At 61.6% G+C, this 16759-nt stretch carries 16 protein-coding genes; 1 reads left to right on the top strand and 15 read right to left on the bottom strand.

Annotated elements, in window-relative coordinates; translation table 11 throughout:
• Nucleotides 1-427: 427 nt before the first annotated feature.
• The gene (gene leuA, locus PBDP_RS05175; protein ID WP_109753627.1) at nucleotides 428-2107 is read left to right on the top strand and encodes a 2-isopropylmalate synthase; all 1680 of its coding nucleotides are present in this window, start codon (nucleotides 428-430) and stop codon (nucleotides 2105-2107) included.
• Between the two features lie 206 nt (nucleotides 2108-2313).
• Here leuA and PBDP_RS05170 read toward each other — a convergent pair whose 3' ends face one another.
• From PBDP_RS05170 to hscA, 15 genes are all read right to left on the bottom strand, one after another.
• Entirely contained in the window at nucleotides 2314-2733 is a 420-nt protein-coding gene (locus PBDP_RS05170) for a hypothetical protein (protein ID WP_109753626.1), read from the bottom strand.
• A 65-nt stretch (nucleotides 2734-2798) separates the two neighbouring features.
• Entirely contained in the window at nucleotides 2799-3593 is a 795-nt protein-coding gene (locus tag PBDP_RS05165; protein WP_212801917.1) for an amidohydrolase, read from the bottom strand.
• Nucleotides 3581-4729 (bottom strand): pyridoxal phosphate-dependent aminotransferase, encoded by a 1149-nt coding sequence (locus tag PBDP_RS05160; RefSeq protein WP_109753624.1) that lies wholly within the window; start codon nucleotides 4727-4729, stop codon nucleotides 3581-3583. Before PBDP_RS05160 ends, PBDP_RS05165 begins: the two co-directional genes overlap by 13 nt.
• Before the next feature lie 245 nt (nucleotides 4730-4974).
• Entirely contained in the window at nucleotides 4975-6447 is a 1473-nt protein-coding gene (gene der, locus PBDP_RS05155) for a ribosome biogenesis GTPase Der (RefSeq protein ID WP_063322847.1), read from the bottom strand.
• Between the two features lie 133 nt (nucleotides 6448-6580).
• A complete protein-coding gene (gene bamB / locus PBDP_RS05150) occupies nucleotides 6581-7732 on the bottom strand; it encodes an outer membrane protein assembly factor BamB (protein WP_109753623.1) in 1152 nt (383 codons plus the stop codon).
• On the bottom strand, nucleotides 7725-8366 hold the full coding sequence (locus PBDP_RS05145) for a YfgM family protein (RefSeq protein WP_116831519.1): 642 nt from the start codon (nucleotides 8364-8366) through the stop codon (nucleotides 7725-7727). Before PBDP_RS05145 ends, bamB begins: the two co-directional genes overlap by 8 nt.
• A 40-nt stretch (nucleotides 8367-8406) precedes the next feature.
• Nucleotides 8407-9696 carry a histidine--tRNA ligase gene (hisS, locus tag PBDP_RS05140; RefSeq protein WP_109753621.1) on the bottom strand — a complete coding sequence of 430 codons (1290 nt, stop codon included), beginning with the start codon at nucleotides 9694-9696 and terminating at the stop codon, nucleotides 8407-8409.
• Nucleotides 9697-9720: 24 nt separating this feature from the next.
• On the bottom strand, nucleotides 9721-10830 hold the full coding sequence (gene ispG / locus PBDP_RS05135; protein ID WP_212801916.1) for a flavodoxin-dependent (E)-4-hydroxy-3-methylbut-2-enyl-diphosphate synthase: 1110 nt from the start codon (nucleotides 10828-10830) through the stop codon (nucleotides 9721-9723).
• Between the two features lie 3 nt (nucleotides 10831-10833).
• Nucleotides 10834-11862 (bottom strand): RodZ domain-containing protein, encoded by a 1029-nt coding sequence (locus PBDP_RS05130; RefSeq protein ID WP_212801915.1) that lies wholly within the window; start codon nucleotides 11860-11862, stop codon nucleotides 10834-10836.
• Nucleotides 11862-12620 (bottom strand): type IV pilus biogenesis/stability protein PilW, encoded by a 759-nt coding sequence (gene pilW / locus PBDP_RS05125; RefSeq protein ID WP_109753619.1) that lies wholly within the window; start codon nucleotides 12618-12620, stop codon nucleotides 11862-11864. The genes PBDP_RS05130 and pilW overlap by 1 nt, the downstream gene beginning before the upstream one ends.
• Nucleotides 12621-12632: 12 nt before the next feature.
• Complete coding sequence (gene rlmN / locus PBDP_RS05120) at nucleotides 12633-13781, bottom strand: dual-specificity RNA methyltransferase RlmN (protein WP_109753618.1); 1149 nt, start codon at nucleotides 13779-13781, stop codon at nucleotides 12633-12635.
• A 28-nt stretch (nucleotides 13782-13809) separates the two neighbouring features.
• A complete protein-coding gene (gene ndk, locus PBDP_RS05115) occupies nucleotides 13810-14235 on the bottom strand; it encodes a nucleoside-diphosphate kinase (RefSeq protein ID WP_042727994.1) in 426 nt (141 codons plus the stop codon).
• A gap of 88 nt (nucleotides 14236-14323) precedes the next feature.
• On the bottom strand, nucleotides 14324-14524 hold the full coding sequence (gene iscX, locus PBDP_RS05110) for a Fe-S cluster assembly protein IscX (protein ID WP_109753617.1): 201 nt from the start codon (nucleotides 14522-14524) through the stop codon (nucleotides 14324-14326).
• Between the two features lie 13 nt (nucleotides 14525-14537).
• Nucleotides 14538-14879: an ISC system 2Fe-2S type ferredoxin gene (gene fdx / locus PBDP_RS05105; RefSeq protein WP_092402602.1), complete on the bottom strand. Its 342-nt coding sequence runs from the start codon at nucleotides 14877-14879 to the stop codon at nucleotides 14538-14540.
• A 3-nt stretch (nucleotides 14880-14882) separates the two neighbouring features.
• On the bottom strand, nucleotides 14883-16745 hold the full coding sequence (gene hscA / locus PBDP_RS05100) for a Fe-S protein assembly chaperone HscA (protein WP_212801914.1): 1863 nt from the start codon (nucleotides 16743-16745) through the stop codon (nucleotides 14883-14885).
• Nucleotides 16746-16759: the final 14 nt, after the last annotated feature.

Raw genomic sequence — 16759 nt, 5'->3', positions numbered from 1 at the left:
GCTCGCTCCCACATTTGGATCTCTTGTAAATACAACATTGTGCCCAACAGAAATCCCTGTGGGAGCGAGCCTGCTCGCGATGACGGCAGCCATATCACCGCGACTCCAGGAATTGCCAAGCTCTAAACATCAACGCAATTCCCAAGACAAATATTCGAGATATGAGCGATTAAATCTCGCAAACCTCCGCAAAAACAGAACTTCTCTCAATTTTTTCCGACTGCTTGCGATCCGCCCCTCACGCGGTTAGGGTTGAGGGCATGAAAACCTCTCACACCCTCATCCAGCTTCGCCAGCACCGCAGCCTGTGCCTCGTCAGCGCACGACTGCCGGGCTGAATCGCGGCACCTCGTCCCGGCTGCGAAGCCACCCCATTCGAACCACCGGCAGGCCGCCTTTTTCCGGCCACGACAATAAGGATTTCCCCATGAGCATGCTCAAAGACCCGTCTTCCAAATACCGCGCCTTCCCGACCATCAACCTGCCGGATCGCACCTGGCCGTCGAAGACCATCACCGCCGCGCCGATCTGGTGCAGCTCCGACCTGCGCGACGGCAACCAGTCGCTGATCGAGCCGATGGACGCGGTCAAGAAGCTGCGCTTCTGGAAAACCCTGGTCGCGGTGGGCGTGAAGGAAATCGAGGCGTCGTTCCCAGCCGCTTCGCAGACCGATTTCGACTTCGTGCGCACTCTCATCGAAGAAGGCCACATCCCGGACGACACCACCATCCAGGTGCTGACCCAGGCCCGTGAAGACCTGATCGCCCGTACCTTCGAGTCCCTGCGCGGCGCGAAAAAAGCCATCGTCCACCTGTATAACGCCACCTGCCCGTCGTTCCGCCGCATTGTGTTCAACCAGGACAAGGAAGGCGTGAAGGAAATCGCGGTGAACGCGGCCAAGCTGTTCGTCAAATACGCCGCGCAGCAGCCGGAAACCCAGTGGCAGTTCGAGTATTCGCCAGAAACCTTCAGCGCCACCGAGCTGGAGTTCGCCAAGGAAGTCTGCGACGCGGTGATCGAAGTGTGGAACCCGACGCCCGAGCGCAAGGTGATCCTCAACCTGCCCGCCACCGTGGAAGTCGCCACCCCGAACATCTACGCCGACCAGATCGAGTGGTTCCACCGCAACATCACTCGTCGTGACAGCGTGCTCATCAGCCTGCACACCCACAACGACCGTGGCACCGGCGTGGCCGCCACCGAGCTGGGCCTGATGGCCGGCGCCGACCGTGTCGAAGGCTGCCTGTTCGGCAACGGCGAGCGCACCGGTAACGTCGACCTGGTGACCGTGGCACTGAACCTTTACACCCAGGGCATCGACCCTGAGCTGGACTTCTCCGACATCGACGGCGTGCGCAAAGTGGTCGAGGAATGCAACCAGATCCCGGTGCACCCGCGTCATCCGTACGTTGGCGACCTGGTTCACACCGCGTTCTCCGGCTCGCACCAGGACGCCATTCGCAAAGGTTTTGCCCAGCAGAAACCGGACACCCTGTGGGAAGTCCCGTACCTGCCGATCGACCCGGCCGACATCGGCCGCAGCTACGAGGCGGTGATTCGCGTCAACAGCCAGTCCGGCAAGGGCGGTATCGCCTACCTGCTGGAACAGGAATACGGCATCAGCCTGCCGCGTCGCATGCAGATCGAGTTCAGCCAGGTGGTGCAGCGCGAAACCGATCGCCTGGGCCTGGAAATGACTGCCCAGCAGATCCACGCCCTGCTCCACAGCGAGTACCTGCAAGCCAACACCCCGTACGCGCTGGTCAGCCATCGCCTGCAGGAAGAAAACGGCCACAGCGCCGTGGAAGTGGAAGTGGCGAGCAAAGGCCAGGGCGAGACCAACCTGCACTGGCGCGGCAAGGGCAACGGCGCGCTGGAAGCGCTGGTGGCCGGGCTGCCAATTCCGGTGGAGATCATGGACTACAACGAACACGCCATCGGCGCCGGCACCAATGCCAAGGCGGCGGCGTACATCGAACTGCGGGTCAACGGCGAGCGTGCGGTGCACGGCGTGGGGATCGATGAAAACATCACCACGGCGAGCTTCAAGGCGCTGTTCAGCGCGCTGAACCGATCGCTGAGCCAGCCAGAGGCCAAGGCCGCCTGATCTATCGATGAAATGCAAAAGGCCCCGGGGTGTGAACCTCGGGGCCTTTTGTTTGGCTGATGTTATTGCGCTGGCTGTTCCGACCTCATCGCGAGCAGGCTCGCTCCCACACTGGATCTTCAGTGGGGCCGAAATCCTGTGCCCACCTCAGACTCCCTGTGGGAGCGAGCCTGCTCGCGATGGCGGCCTCTCAGGCAACCGAGATGTCAGGCATGGGTATCGATCGAAACGGTCATCGCCTGCAACAGCGCGGCCTGCAAGGTCTGCAAAGTCGCTTGGGTCGCCATGATCTGGGTCTGAATCGCCATGGTTTCCTGGGCTTTCTGCTCCTCATCAGCCCGGCTTTTTTGTACCCGAGCCAGCTGAGCTTGCTGTTCGGCCAGCAACTTCTCGGTCTGCTCGATCTGCTTCTTCAGTTGTTCGATAACATCGCCGCTGCCACTGCTGCCGCCCGCACCTGCGATATTCGCGCCGCTGGTGTCGACTTCCAGCTTCTTGTCCTTGTCTTCGCTGCTGTCAGCCGATGCCACTGGACTGACCGCTTTCTCCTCTTCAGCCCCGCGAATGGAGACTTTAGGGGCTGACAATGGGTAAGGGTTTACGGTGGTTGCGCTGATACTGGTCATAGGGACTTCTCTCCTTGGCTGACCGGTTATCGGCACGCAACACTGCTCCTTGAGGCTGAATCGTTTCAATTCGTGAATTCGAAGCGATCGGCATCCAGGTTCGCCGGAAACCGCGTGCGATAGGCCGCCAGGTCCACCGCCTTCAAACACACCGTAAATACCCCATCGGCCTCGCCGGCGCTGAGCAGGGTCTCGCCCTGGAAATCCAGCACCTGACTATCACCGGTGTAGGCAAAACCCTTGCCGTCGGTGCCGATGCGGTTGACCGCCGCCACGTAGCACAGGTTCTCGATCGCCCGGGCCGGCAGCAGCCGGTTCCAGTGCATACGCCGCGCGCCGGGCCAGTTGGCGGTGTACAGCAGCAGGTCGGTGTCCTCGGCATCGCGGCTCCACACCGGAAAGCGCAGGTCGTAGCAGATCAGCGGACGAATGCGCCAGCCCTTGAGTTCGAACAGCACCTGGCGGTCACCCGGCGTGTAGTGATTGTGTTCCCCCGCCATGCGAAACAGATGACGCTTGTCGTAATGCAGCACCTCACCGTCCGACCGCGCCCAGAGCAGGCGATTGCGATGGCTGCCGTCAGCGGCCTGGATGATCACACTGCCGGTGATCACCGCATCCAGCTTCGCGGCTTGGGCCTTGAGCCATTGGCGTGTCGGGCCGTTCTCCGCTTCCGCCAAGGTCTCGGACTCCATGGAAAAGCCCGTGGTGAACATCTCCGGCAGGATAATCAGGTCCGCGCCACGCGCCTGCTCCAGCAAACCTTCGAAATGCTCCAGGTTGGCCCGGCGGTCGTGCCAGGCCAAGGTGGTCTGGACCAAGGCGATATTGAGGTCGGGCAATGTGCTCAGATCACGCATAGTTTTTCCGCCGCTTCGCGCAGCGTCTCCTCGCGCTTGGCAAAGCACAGGCGCACCAGGCGCTGGCCTTGTGGTGGGTTCTGGTAGAACACCGAGATTGGAATCGTTGCCACGCCGTGCTCGCGGGTCATCCACACCGCCATGTCGACGTCGTTCAGGTCCGGACGGATTTGCGAATAATCCACCAACTGGAAATAAGTGCCGGCCACCCGCTTGAAGCTGAACCGCGACGGCGCCAGCAGATCGCAGAACAGGTCGCGCTTGGCCTGGTAGAAGTCCGGCAGTTCATCGACGTGTTCCGGATGTTCGGCCATGTAGTCGGCCAGGGCGTATTGCAACGGCGTCACGCCACAGAAGCTGACGTACTGGTGCACCTTGCGCAGTTCCGCCGTCAGGGCCGCTGGCGCCACCACGTAGCCGGTTTTCCAACCGGTGACGTGGTAGGTCTTGCCGAACGAACTGACCACGAAGGCGCGCCGGTACAGCTCCTCATGGGCCAGGACGCTGGCGTGGGCGACGCCGTCGAACACCAGGTGTTCGTAGACCTCGTCGCTGACCAGGTAAATGTCGCGGTCACGAATCAGCGCCGCCAACTGGTCCAGTTCAGTGTGGCTGATCAGGGCGCCGCTGGGGTTGTGGGGGCTGTTGAGGATGATCATCCGCGTGCGCGGGCTCAGGGCTTGGCCGAGCTTTTCAAAATCGATGGCGAAGTCATCCAGGCCCAATGGCACGTGCACGCAACGCCCACCAGCCAATTGCACGGCAGGTTCGTAGCTGTCGTAGCTGGGGTCGAAGACGATCACTTCGTCGCCGCTGTGCACAACGGCCGCAATGGCACAGAAAATCGCCTGGGTCGCGCCGGGGGTCACGGTCACTTCTTGATCGGCATCGACGCTGACGCCATAACTGCGGGCAATCTTCGCCGCGATCTGCTCGCGCAGCGCCGGCAAGCCGGTCATGGGCGAGTATTGGTTATGACCTTGAGCAATATGCCGGCCAACTGCATCGCGCAGGGCCTGCGGACCATCGAAATCGGGAAACCCCTGGGACAGATTGAGCGCGCCGGTCTGCGCGGCGAGCTGGGACATCTGGGTGAAAATAGTGATGCCGACATTCGGCAACTTGCTGGTGATCATCGAGGGTTCCCTGGTCTGCACCCGGCTCAGGTGCGGCGCGGGAGAGCTCGAGGATAGCCCAATCGCCGGGCATGAAAAAGGGTGCCACACAGGGCACCCTTTTCATGCTGAATACTCATGCCTGTGGGAGCAAGGCTTGCCCGCGATGAACGATAACGCGGTTCAGCTGTTACACCGCGGCGCGGTCATCGCGGGCAAGCCTTGCTCCCACAGATCAACATCCCAACTTTCAGATCCAGACTGGATCAGCGCTTGTCACGACGCTTCTTGTCAGCCTTCTTGTGGTGCGACATCAAGCGGCGCTTCTTGTTGACCTGGCGGTCGGTGAGCGTGTTCTTGTTGCCTTCATACGGGTTCTCACCGCCCTTGAACTCGATGCGGATCGGCGTGCCGACCAGCTTCAGGACGCGGCGATAGGTGTTTTCCAGGTAGCGGACGTACGACTTGGGCACCTTCTCGATCTGGTTACCGTGAATCACGATAATCGGCGGGTTGGCACCACCCAAGTGGGCGTAACGCAGCTTGATCCGGCGGTTGTTGACCATCGGTGGCGCGTGCTCGCCTACCGCGTCTTCGAGGATCTGGGTCAGGCGGTTGGTCGGCCAACGGGTGACCGCCGACTTGAACGAGTTCTGCACCGACGCATAGAGGTTGCCCACGCCGGTACCGTGCAGGGCCGAGATGAAGTGGATGTCGGCGAAGTCGACGAAGAACAGCCGACGCTGCAATTCGACCTTGACGAAATCCCGCTCGCTCGGCGTCATGCCGTCCCACTTGTTGATCGCGATGACCAGCGCACGACCGGCTTCCAGGGCGAAGCCCAGCAGGTTGAGGTCGTGATCGACCACGCCCTCGCGGGCGTCCATCACGAAGATCACCACGTTGGCGTCTTTGATCGCCTGCAGGGTCTTGACCACGGAGAACTTTTCGACTTCTTCGTGGATCTTGCCGCGCTTGCGCACACCGGCCGTGTCGATCAGCGTGTACTTCTCTTCGTTACGCTCGAAGGGAATGTAGATGCTGTCACGGGTGGTGCCAGGTTGGTCGTAGACGATGACCCGGTCTTCACCGAGCATGCGGTTGACCAGCGTCGACTTGCCCACGTTCGGGCGGCCGATGATGGCGATCTTGATCCCGTCTTTTTCGCTCGGGCCCGGAATGCGCTTGGCTTCCTCGCCTTCGGCAACGATCTCTTCCTCGCCCTCTTCCGGTTCTTCCACGTCGTCCTTCGGGAAGCTCTCCAGAGCGATTTCCAGCATCTGGGTGATGCCACGGCCGTGGGCACCGGCGATCGGGATCGCCTGACCCATGCCCAACGGGGCGAACTCGGCGCGGGCCATGTCCGGGTCGATGTTATCGACCTTGTTGGCGACCACATAGGAACGCTTGTTACGTTTGCGCAAATGCTCGGCGATCATCTGGTCGGCGGCGGTAAAACCGGCCTTGGCGTCTACCAGGAACAGCACCACATCGGCTTCTTCGATGGCGAGCAGCGACTGCTCGGCCATTTTTTCGTCCATGCCGTGTTCATCACCGGAGATGCCGCCGGTGTCGACCAGAATATAGGTACGCCCTTGCCACTTGGCCTCACCGTATTGGCGATCACGGGTCAGACCGGACAAGTCGCCGACGATGGCGTCGCGAGTCCTGGTCAGGCGATTGAACAAGGTGGACTTGCCGACGTTCGGTCGGCCCACCAGGGCGATTACGGGAACCATACGGCTCTCCACTTCGTTATTTCAGAAAATACAAAAGCCGCTGCGAGGCAGCGGCTGGTGCTCGGGGCAGTCTGGGCAAGCACTGCAAACCTTGTGAACAAGGCCGCTTGGGGGATTAGCCCCAAGCATAGTCTTACTTGATGGTCAGGGCTTCCAGTTTGCCGCTGTTGCCATACACATAGATCATGTTGCCCACCACCAGCGGACGGGCACGCAGGCCGTCGCTGTCGATGCGCTCACGGCCAACGAAACGACCGTCCACCTGGCTGAGCAGGTGCAGGTAACCTTCCAGGTCACCCACTGCAACGTAGCTGGAGAACACTTCCGGGGCCGACAGTTGACGACGGGCCAGGGAGTCGTTGCTCCACAGTGCGGTGGTGGAACGCTCGTCAACGCCTTCGACGGTGCCCGAGGACAGGCTCACGTAGACGCTGCCAAAGCCTTGGGCGACACCGGCGTAGCTGGACGCATCGCGCTGCCACAGCGGACGACCGCTTTCCAGGTCCAGTGCCGCAACACGGCCCTGGTAGCTGGCGACGTACAGTGTACCGCCGGACAGCAGCAAGCCGCCGTCGATGTCGACCACACGCTCCAGCTCCGAACGACCTTGCGGGATCGCCACGCGCTGTTCCCACACCGGCACGCCATTGGAAATATCCAGGGCAACCACTTTACCGGTCGACAAGCCAGCCACCGCCAGGCGGTTGGTGACGACTGGCGCACTGGTGCCACGCAGGGTCAGGACCGCCGGGGTGCTGTCATACAACCAGCGCTGGTTGCCGGTAGCGGCATCCAGGCCGATCAGACGGTCGTCCTGGGTCTGGACCACGACCACGTCACCGTTGGTGGCCGGCGGTGCGAGCACTTCACTGGTCACGCGGGCGCGCCATTTCTCTTCACCGCTGCTCGCGTCCAGGGCGACGATCTCGCCCTTGAGCGTGCCGATCATGACCAGGCCATAACCCACGCCAACGGCGCCGGAAACAGGCAGTTCAAGATCTTTCTTCCATTTGACGTCGCCGTTGCTGCGATCCATCGCCATCACCACACCGGTGACGTCGCCTGCATAGATGGTGTCGCCATCGATAGCCGGCACCAGCATGTTGTAGGTTTCACCCTGGCCATCGCCGATGGAACGGCTCCACTGCTTCTGCAGCACGACTTCTTCTTTGAAGTCGGTCAGCTCGGCCGGAGGCAGTTCTTTCTTGCTGTTGCTGCTGCAACCCGCGGCCAGAATGGCCAGGGCCAGCAATGCTGCATGTTTCCAACGGATCACGTCACGCATCCCCTTTGGCCAGGTCGTCCAGCTTGATTTGCAGGCCACCGACTGCGGCTTCATCCGACAGCGCAGCCTTGGCTTTTTGGTAGGCCGCATAGGCCTCATCGGCACGACCCAGCTGTACCAGCAGGTCGCCCTTGAGTTCTTCGCGAGTCGCCAGGAACGCCTTGTCGGCATCGCCGGCGAGCAGTTTCAGGGCGTCTTCGGCCTTGTTCTGTGCCGCCAGCACCTGCGCCAGGCGCTGACGCGCCACTTCGCCCAGGGTCGGGTTGGCCGGTTTGTCGACGATACCTTTGAGCTCGGTGGCCGCGTCGTCCAGCTTGCCGCTGTCCACCGCCACCTTGGCCACGAACAGGCGACCGTACTGCGCGTAGGCGGTGCCGCCGAATTCCTTGTCCAGCTTGCCGGCCAGGTCCGCCACGCGGGCCGCGTCAGGCTTGCCGTCCGGGGTCAGGGTGGTTTCCAGCAATTGCTGGTAGAGCACCGAGGCGCCTTGCGACTGGTTGCTCTGGTATTTCTGGTAGGCCTGCCAGCCGAACACGATGACCAGCGCCAACAGGCCGCCAGTGACCAGCGGCTTGCCGTTGCGCGTCCACCAGTCCTTCAAATCCGCCAGCTGTTCATCTTCGGTACTCGACACCCCAATACTCCTTAATCGCTAAATCGGCTGTTTGACAGCTTCAACCCTGCACGACGCAGGTGGCCAGGTGTGCAGCAAGCGCATCCCAGGCAATGCTTTGTTGTTCGCCCTGGCCACGCAGGGGTTTGAAACCTACCACTTGTTGGGCCAGTTCGTCGTCACCGAGGATCAGTGCGTACAGCGCACCGCTCTTGTCGGCCTTCTTGAATTGGCTCTTGAAGCTACCGGCGCCGGCGTTGATCTGCAGGCGCAGGTTGGGCAACTGGTCGCGGATCCGCTCGCTCAAGGCCAGGGCTGCCAGTTCGGCGGCCTCGCCAAAGGCGCACAGGTAGACGTCGACCTGGCGGGAAAGCTCTTCAGGCACCTTGTCCAGGGCTTCGAGCATCAACACCAGCCGCTCGATACCCATGGCAAAGCCCACGCCCGGGGTCGGCTTGCCGCCCATCTGTTCCACCAACCCGTCGTAGCGGCCGCCGGCACACACGGTGCCCTGGGCGCCGAGCTTGTCGGTGACCCATTCGAAGACGGTCTTGCTGTAGTAATCCAGGCCGCGAACCAACTTGGGGTTGATCACGTAAGGAATGCCAACGGCGTCCAGGCGTGCCTTCAGCCCCTCGAAGTGCGCACGGGATTCGTCGTCGAGGTAGTCGGCCATTTTCGGCGCATCGACCAGGACCGCCTGGGTCTCGGCATTCTTGGTGTCGAGCACGCGTAGCGGATTGGTCTTCAGACGGCGCTGGCTGTCTTCGTCGAGCTTGTCCAGGTGGGCGGAAAGAAACTCCACCAATGCCTCGCGGTAGCGGCCACGGGACTCGCTGGTACCCAGGCTGTTGAGCTCGAGCTTGACCGCGTCGCGCAGCCCCAGCTCGCCCCACAGACGCCAGGTCATGACGATCAGCTCGGCGTCGATGTCCGGCCCCTCGAGGTTGAACACCTCGAGACCAATCTGGTGGAACTGGCGATAACGGCCCTTCTGCGGGCGCTCGTGACGGAACATCGGGCCGATGTACCAGAGTTTCTGCACCTGGCCGCCGCCGGTGATACCGTGTTCGAGCACCGCACGCACGCACGCCGCTGTGCCTTCGGGGCGCAGGGTCAGGGAATCGCCGTTGCGGTCGTCGAAGGTGTACATCTCTTTTTCGACGATGTCGGTCACTTCGCCGATGGAGCGCTTGAACAGCTCGGTGAACTCGACGATCGGCATACGGATCTGCCGGTAACCGTAGTTATCCAGCAAACGCGCCACGGTGCCCTCGAAATAGCGCCACAGGGGCGTCTGCTCGGGCAGGATGTCGTTCATGCCACGAATGGCTTGCAGGGACTTGCTCACAGGTAATCCTTAAATTCGTTCGACTCAACCACGCGCAATCACTGCGGCGTCGGCTTCGACCTTTTCGGCCGCTTTCTGGCGAATCAGCCGTTCCAGCTCATCCACCAGATTGTCATTCGTCAGTTTCTGCGACGGCTTGCCGTCGATGTAAATCAGGTTCGGTGTGCCGCCAGTCAGGCCGATATGGGCCTCCTTGGCTTCGCCCGGCCCGTTGACCACGCAACCGATCACCGCGACATCCAGCGGCACCAGCAGGTCTTCGAGGCGCCCTTCCAGCTCGTTCATGGTCTTGACCACATCGAAGTTCTGCCGCGAGCAGCTCGGGCAGGCGATGAAGTTGATCCCACGGGAGCGCAGGTGCAGGGACTTGAGAATGTCGTAGCCGACTTTCACTTCCTCGACCGGGTCGGCCGCCAACGAGATGCGGATGGTATCGCCAATCCCTTCGGCGAGCAGCATACCGAGGCCGACGGCGGATTTCACCGTGCCCGAACGCAACCCACCGGCTTCGGTGATGCCCAGGTGCAGCGGCTGGACGATTTCCTTGGCCAGCAGGCGGTAGGCTTCGACGGCCATGAACACGTCGGACGCCTTCACGCTGACCTTGAAGTCCTGGAAATTCAGGCGCTCCAGGTGCTCGACATGGCGCAGGGCAGACTCCACCAGCGCCGCCGGGGTCGGTTCGCCGTATTTCTTTTGCAGGTCTTTTTCCAGGGAACCGGCGTTCACGCCGATGCGAATCGGAATGCCCCGGTCGCGGGCGGCATCCACCACGGCACGGACACGGTCTTCGCGACCGATGTTGCCCGGGTTGATACGCAGGCAATCGACACCCAATTCGGCCACACGCAGGGCGATGCGGTAGTCGAAGTGGATGTCGGCCACCAGGGGGGCCTTGACCAATTGCTTGATCTTGCCGAACGCCTCGGCGGCGTCCATGTCCGGCACCGATACCCGCACGATGTCGACACCGGCGGCTTCCAGGCGGTTAATCTGCGCGACCGTGGCGGCCACGTCATTGGTGTCGCTGTTGGTCATGCTCTGCACAGCGATAGGCGCATCGCCGCCCACGGGCACGTTACCGACCCAGATCTTCCGGGATTCGCGACGCTTGATTGGAGATTCGCCGTGCATGACTTATTGACCCAACTTCAGGCGAGCGGTCTCGCCACTGGTGAACGGAGCCACATCGACCGGCTGGCCGTTGTAGCTGACCTGCGCGCCACGGGCATAACCCAGGCGTACGGCAAAGGGTGGCTTGCCGTTGATGGAGGTGCTGTCGCCCTTGCGCTTGAGGCCACTGAACAGCACCTTGCCGTTGCCGTCGGTGATCTGCGTCCAGCAGTCGGCGACAAACTGAATCTGTACCTGGCCTTCACCTGCGGCAGGCGCCACCGGAACCACTGGCGCTGCCGGAACGACTGGCGCGGCTGGCGCGGTGTGGGTCGTCGGCGCAGCGACGTTTGGCGCTGGCGCGGTCGGTGCGGCAGGTGCCGTGGCAATCGGTGCGCTGCCAGTGCCCGGTGCAACTGGCGCTGCGGGCGCAGGGGCTGGAACAGCCGGCTCGGCGCCCGCCTCGGCATCGGCGGCATCCGGGCTCTGTGGCAACGCCAGGGCAGTTTCGCCTTCGGTCTGGCCTTCGACGACCGCCTGGTCTTCCGGCTCGTCCAGCGGATGGATCTGGGTGGTGCCGTCGGCACCCTCGACCTCGACATGCTCAGGGTTCAAGGCGACCGGCTCCTTGTTGCGCAAGGAAGCCTGGTCCTGCCACCAGACAAAACCACCACCAATCACCGCGATCAGCAGCAACAGGCTGACGATTCGCAAAATGGTGTGGGAAACGCGAACCGGCTCTTCGATGCGACCCAGGCTGTGCACGCTGCTGCCCTGGGCATCGGAACCGGTGTATTGATCGAATTGCTGGACCAGCAAGGTCTGGTCCATGCCGAGCAATTTGGCATAGGCACGGATATAGCCCCGGGCGAAGGTATGCCCCGGCAGCTTGTCGAACGCGCCCGCTTCCAGGTTGCCCAGGGAAGCCGCGGTGAGATTGAGCTTGAGGGCCACTTCGGCCAGCGACCAACCATTGCTTTCGCGGGCTTGACGCAGGGTCTCACCGGGATTTACGCGAGTCGCTGCTACAACTTCGGGATGCGCCGCTTTCATCATTGCTCCGACAGGTATTGCTGATATTCCGGCGTACCGGGATAGAGTCTTTTAAGTTGCAGGCCGTAACTTGCAGCCTTGTCGCGATCTTCAAACACATGTGCCAGCCGAACGCCGAGCAATAGACTACGTGCATTTTGCTCGCTCAGCAGGCTAAAACGCTCGTAGTAGTCACGTGCGGGCACATAATGCCTGTCTTCGTAAGACAACTCAGCCATTTCCAGCAGTGCCCGCGGCTGCTGGCGGTTGAGCCGCAGCGCTTTTTCCAACTGCTGGCGCGCCAGGTCGCGTTGGCCGAGCTGCGCAGCCGTCATGCCGAGGTTTTCGAAAACCCGCGAGCGCTCAGGGTAAAGGGTGTCGGCGGCAGCCTGCTCGAAGCGCTCGTAGGCTTCCTTGTAGCGTTTCTGCTCGTAAAGAAAACTGCCGTAGTTGTTCAGGATCCGTGCATCCTGAGGCCGGGCCGACAGCGCCTTGCGAAAATGTTCGTCAGCCAGTTCCGGCTCCATCTCGGCCTGGAACACCAGGGCCAGGGCCGCATTGGCATCGGCGTCGGAACTGTCCAGCTCCAGGGCTTTCTTGAGCGGGACCTTGGCCCGCTCGGTCATGCCCTGCTGCAAGTAACCAATGCCCAGTTGCACATAGGCCACACGTGCCTCGTCGCGCCCTTTGCTGGTCTTCATCGGGTTGTAGTCACCCGACAGGACACAACCGGAACAAAGGCCGGCCAACAGCAAAACGAGCGCGAAGCGCAGGGACATAGAGTTCCTCTCTTAGTGACTGTTCGCAGCGTTTTGCACCGCATCGTCCGCGGCGTTCAACTCACGCACGGCAATGTAGCGCTCGCTGCGACGGGTGCGATCCAGCACCTGTCCTACCAATTGGCCACAAGCGGCGTCGATGTCTTCGCCGCGGGTGGTGCGCACGGTGACGTTGAAGCCAGCGTGGTGAAGCTGATCCTGGAAGCGACGAATCGCGTTGTTGCTCGGACGCTCGTAACCGGAATGCGGGAACGGGTTGAACGGGATCAGGTTGATCTTGCACGGGATGTTCTTGAGCAACTCGATCATCTCGACCGCGTGCTCGACCTTGTCGTTCACGTCCTTGAGCAGCGTGTATTCGATGGTCAGCACGCGCTTTTCGCCCAGGGACGACATGTAGCGCTGGCACGACTCCAGCAGCATCTTAAGCGGATACTTCTTGTTGATCGGCACCAATTGGTTACGCAATGCGTCGTTGGGTGCGTGCAGCGACAACGCCAGGGAGACGTCGATGTGCTTGGCCAGCTCATCGATCATCGGCACCACGCCCGAGGTGGACAGGGTCACCCGGCGCTTGGAGATGCCATAGCCCAGGTCATCCATCATCAGGTGCATGGCGGCGATGACGTTGTCGAAATTCAGCAGCGGCTCACCCATGCCCATCATCACCACGTTGGTGATGGCACGGTCGACGGTCGCCGGGACGCTGCCAAAGGATTTGTTGGCAATCCACACCTGGCCGATCACTTCGGCGGCGGTGAGGTTGCTGTTGAAGCCTTGCTTGCCGGTGGAGCAGAAACTGCAATCCAGGGCACAGCCTGCCTGGGACGAAACGCACAAGGTGCCGCGTTTGCCCTGGGGAATGTAGACGGTCTCGACGCAGCTGCCGGACGCCACGCGCACCACCCACTTACGGGTGCCGTCGCTGGAGATGTCCTCGCTGACCACTTCGGGGCCGCGAATCTCGGCAACAGCCTTGAGCTTTTCGCGCAGGGCCTTGCCGACATTCGTCATGGCGTCGAAGTCGTCGACGCCAAAGTGGTGAATCCATTTCATCACCTGGCCGGCACGGAAACGCTTCTCCCCGATCGAGTCGAAGAATTTCTCCATTTCCGGCTGGGTCAGGCCCAACAGGTTGGTTTTGCCGTTCGATGTAGTCATGGATTCACCTTCACTCAAAAGCCTGGGCTTAGCGAGTGGTTACTTCAGTAGCGGAGAAAAAGTAAGCGATTTCGCGAGCGGCAGCGGCTTCGGAGTCCGAACCGTGGACGGCATTGGCGTCGATCGACTCGGCGAAGTCAGCGCGGATGGTACCGGCAGCGGCTTCTTTAGGGTTGGTAGCGCCCATCAGCTCACGGTTGCGAGCGATAGCGTTTTCGCCTTCCAGCACCTGAACGACAACCGGACCGGAAGTCATGAAGGCAACCAGTTCACCGAAGAAACCGCGCTCGCTGTGCTCAGCGTAGAAGCCTTCGGCTTCGGCTTTGGACAGTTGCTTCATTTTCGAAGCTACAACGCGCAGGCCAGCGTCTTCGAAACGGGTAACGATCTTGCCGATCACGTTTTTAGCAACGGCGTCAGGCTTGATGATGGAGAAAGTACGTTGAACAGCCATGGTGTAACTCCAGAAACGGTAATTTGCGAAAAATTAAACCCGCGAATTATACGCGGGTTCAGGGGTATTGCCTAACCTGCCGGGTAGATCAGTCGATTTCTTCGATCCAGAGCGTCTGGACCGCTTCCAAGACCTTCTCGCCACAACGGCCAGAGGTATTGTCGAAATCGGGAAGCTCCATGATCCAGCGCTGCAAATCGACAAAATTCACAGTCAGCGGATTCACGTCCGGCTTGGCTTCGGCCAGTTCTTCTGCGATGCGTTGTACATCATTCCAACCATAGCTCATGACAGTGTCACCATCAGTGCGGCGCTTCAGCCGCATGGTTAAGCGAATATTTCGGGATTTCGACGGTCAGGTCTTCGGTACCGACGATGGCTTGGCAGCCCAGCCGCGATTGGGCTTCCAGGCCCCAGGCCTTATCGAGGAAATCTTCCTCCAACTCATCCGCTTCTTCCAGCGAATCGAAGCCCTCACGAATAATGCAATGACAGGTGGTGCACGCACAGACGCCACCACAGGCACTTTCCATCTCGATGTGATGCTCATGGGCCAGCTCGAGAATGGAAATCCCGGGCTCAGCCTCCACGACCATGCCCTCCGGGCAGAACTTCTCGTGGGGCAGAAAAATCACCTGCGGCATCAGTTACTCCTCGATTTCATTCAGGTTGCGCCCCGCCAGGGCGGCTTTCACCGTCGAGTCCAGGCGGCGGGCAGCAAAGGCATCGGTGACTTGCGACAGACGCTTGGTCTGCTGCTCGATGGCATAACCATCGGTGCCCTTGATCAATTCGGACAGTTCCTGCATTTGCAGCTCGATGACCATGCGCTCTTCGGCGTCGAGCAAGCGCTCGCCGTCGGCTTCAAGGGCACCTTGCACGGCTTCGATCAGGCGCTGGGCGTCGACCTGCTGCTCGCGCAGCACGCGGGCCACCTTGTCGTCGCTGGCGTGCCGGAAGGAATCCTTGAGCATCTTGGCGATTTCGCCGTCGGTCAGGCCGTAGGACGGCTTGACCTGGATGCTCGCCTCGACGCCCGAACCCAGTTCGCGAGCGGAGACATTGAGCAGGCCATCGGCATCGACCTGGAAGGTCACGCGAATCTTCGCCGCACCGGCCACCATCGGTGGGATGCCGCGCAATTCGAAGCGCGCCAGGGAACGGCAGTCGCTGATCAGTTCACGCTCGCCTTGCAGCACGTGGACCATCATCGCCGACTGGCCGTCTTTATAAGTAGTGAAGTCCTGGGCGCGGGCAACGGGGATGGTGGTGTTGCGTGGAATCACCTTCTCCATCAGGCCGCCCATGGTTTCCAGGCCCAGGGACAGCGGAATCACGTCGAGCAACAGCAGCTCGCCACCATCGCGCTTGTTACCGGCGAGGGTATCGGCCTGGATCGCGGCGCCGATGGCGACCACTTGGTCTGGGTCGATTTCGGTCAGCGGCTGGCGGCCAAAGGCCTCGGCAACGGCTTCGCGAACCCGAGGCACGCGGGTTGAACCACCGACCATGACCACGGCCTTGACGTCTTCCAGCTCCACGCCGGAATCGCGCACGGCCCGGCGGCAAGCCTTGAGGCTGCGGGCGACCATGGGTTCGATCAGGGCATTGAAGGCTTCACGGGTCAGCGAGGCTTTCCAGTCGCCGTAGACGACTTCAACCCTCGCAGCGTCGGTCAAGGCTTCCTTGGCCGCGCAGGCGGTTTGCAGCAAGTGACGCTGGGCACCCGGATCGAGATCGGCGGACAGGCCCGCTTGCTCGATGATCCAGCCAGCAATAGCGTGATCGAAGTCATCGCCGCCCAGGGCACTGTCGCCACCGGTAGCCAGGACTTCGAAGACTCCGCCGGTCAGGCGCAGAATAGAGATATCGAAGGTACCGCCGCCCAGGTCGTAGATAGCTACGAGGCCTTCGGCGTGCTGGTCGAGGCCGTACGCCACCGCAGCGGCGGTCGGCTCGTTGAGCAGGCGCAGCACGTTCAAGCCGGCCAGCTTGGCGGCATCCTTGGTGGCTTGGCGCTGGGCGTCATCGAAATAGGCCGGGACGGTAATGACCGCGCCCACCAGCTCACCGCCCAACGCCGCTTCGGCACGCTGGCGCAACACCTTGAGGATATCGGCGGAAACCTCTACCGGGCTTTTCGGGCCCTGCACGGTTTCGATGAACGGCATGTGGGATTCGCCGCCAACGAAGCGGTACGGCAGTTGATCGCCCAATTGCTTGACGTCGGACAGACCACGACCCATCAGGCGCTTGACCGAGACAATGGTGTTCAGCGGATCGGTAGCGGCGGCCAGCTTGGCCGACTCGCCCACTTCGACGCGATCGGCGTGATAACGCACGGCGGAAGGCAGGATCACCCGCCCCTGCTCGTCGGCCAACGGTTCGGAAAGACCGCTGCGCAAGGCAGCGACCAGGGAATTGGTGGTACCCAAGTCGATCCCGACAGCCAGGCGACGCTGGTGCGGTTGTGGACTTTGGCCGGGTTCGGCGATCTGCAGTAGGGCCATCGTAATCAGGACTT

It is taken from the genome of Pseudomonas sp. St290, from assembly GCF_018325805.1.
GTDB classification, from domain to species: Bacteria; Pseudomonadota; Gammaproteobacteria; order Pseudomonadales; family Pseudomonadaceae; genus Aquipseudomonas; species Aquipseudomonas bijieensis.
The sequence above is the reverse complement of the archived record's forward strand: the minus strand, read 5'-3'. Positions and strand labels throughout refer to the sequence as shown.